This is a genomic window from Streptococcus sp. 79 (assembly GCF_013277425.1).
In the GTDB taxonomy this organism is placed as follows: domain Bacteria; phylum Bacillota; class Bacilli; order Lactobacillales; family Streptococcaceae; genus Streptococcus; species Streptococcus pseudopneumoniae.
In genome coordinates, this window is the sequence record NZ_VMMW01000119.1 from 1 (window position 1) to 1,924 (window position 1,924).

General features: G+C 40.5%; 1 protein-coding gene and 1 pseudogene. One reads left to right on the top strand and one right to left on the bottom strand.

Annotated features, from left to right (window positions below; translation table 11 throughout):
• Positions 1 to 141 (bottom strand): annotated as a pseudogene (locus HT729_RS11410) (ISNCY family transposase); the annotation flags it as partial.
• Between the two features lie 277 nt (positions 142 to 418).
• Between HT729_RS11410 and HT729_RS11415 the strand changes: the two are divergent.
• Positions 419 to 1,924, top strand: a 1,506-nt coding sequence (locus tag HT729_RS11415) for a DUF1542 domain-containing protein (protein ID WP_172932031.1), incomplete at its 3' end; no start/stop codon positions are given.

The window sequence follows — 1,924 nt, forward strand, 5'->3', positions numbered from 1 at the left end:
TTCTTTTACTTTCTGTTGATAGGCTAGTAGCAGACGATTGCTTTGTCTTTCAGAAAGATTCAGTTCGACACAGGCTCGATTATTTGTTTTCTTTCCTTGGTCTATAGCTTTTATCACAAGATATTTTTTCGTTTCATTCATATTCAGTTGGATCCTTTTCATACGACTATTTTATCAAATGGGACATTTTCACGTTCGATTTACTAAAGACATTATCACATTCGAATTACAAAACCTAAAAAATCAAATGTTTTTCCTTGCAAAATTCGGGGGGGTGGTATAATTGCTGCTAGACTGTGTATTCTTCATAGGAGATACAGTGGGGTAAATAGTCGTAAGTTGCTATTTATATATTATTGTCAATCGAAGAGGAAAATGACATGTTCTCTTCAATCATATTTTTAAAGGAGAAAGAGTTATGGATTTTAGAAAGTGTAACAGAGAAAAGGTCTTCCGTTACTCCATTCGTAAGTACCACTTTGGTGCCGCCAGTGTCGCGGTTGCCGCATTGATGTTTTTAGGAGCACGAGCTAGTGTTGTTCAGGCGGATACTACAGTAAATGCTACAGAGGTGTCTCTTGAGAGTTCTGAGCCTAAATCGGATCCAGCTGCGGAGGGAGCTAGTGAAGCTTCGAATGGAAGTGAGCGAAGTGCTGATGAAACAAGTAATTCTGTTCAGCGTACTCCTGTTGGCAGTGATAGGGACGCTTCTCTATCAAGCAATAATGGGGAAAGTTCTGAAGGGTCAGATAGAAGCAACAGTAGTGCCGTTAGCGGAAGTGATAGAAGTGCTGAAGAAACAAGTAACTCTGGTCAGCATGCTCCCGTTAGAAGAGCTAGGAGTGTCGGGGAAGACCGGGCATCAAGGTTGAATGGGGACTATTCATATAATGTTGATCAGGTTCCTGTACCAGATGAAATCTTTAACACTCCGATAAAGCTTTATGATTACTGGGGTCAGGGTATGTACAACTGGCTGACTCAAAATAGTAAACCAGGAATATTCGAACTCTATTATGATGATATTACAGAATCTAATAAAGTAAGACGTAAAGTTCCTAAATCTGGCAGAAAAATTGATCAATTATATAAAGACGAAGCTATAGATAATTTGCAGACATTTGATGTTTTTCGACATCATCCGACAGCAAGCCATCTAACTTTACAATTTGATGTGAAAACCGGCAATGTTAATATGAAGGTGATTGATTCGAATAATCAAGTACTGAGAACTATTCTAGTTCCTAAAACAGACATATTTATGAAGCAAAGCGAATGGGAGGTTAAGAAAAAAGAAAGGGAAAGGCAAGAAGCAGAAACAGGTCCAGCTAAGACAGCAGCCAAAGCAGCATTAGCTGAAGCAGTAGAGGCAGAGAAGAATGAAATCAATGCCGATAAGAGTTTGACAAAAGAAGCGAAAGCAGAAAAACTCAAAGAACTAGAAGCTAAGCAAAGAGAAGAAGAAGCTAAGATTGACTCAGCAGCAGATGCTGATAAAGTAGCCGAAGCTAAAACAGCAGGTGAAACAGCTATTGCAGGAGTCCACACACCAGGTGACTTAGAAGCTCTTAAGAAAGCTGCTAAAGCAGACTTAGAAAAAGCAGCGCAAGCAGAAAAAGCAGCCATCGCAGCAGATAAGAGCTTAACAGAAGCGCAACGTGCTGAGAAAGAACAAGCTGTAGAAGAAGCACGAAAAGCTGCCGAAGCTAAGATTGACTCAGCAGCAGATGCTGATAAAGTAGCCGAAGCTAAAACAGCAGGTGAAACAGCTATTGCAGGAGTCCACACACCAGGTGACTTAGAAGCTCTTAAGAAAGCTGCTAAAGCAGACTTAGAAAAAGCAGCGCAAGCAGAAAAAGCAGCCATCGCAGCAGATAAGAGCTTAACAGAAGCGCAACGTGCTGAGAAAGAACAAGCTAAGCAA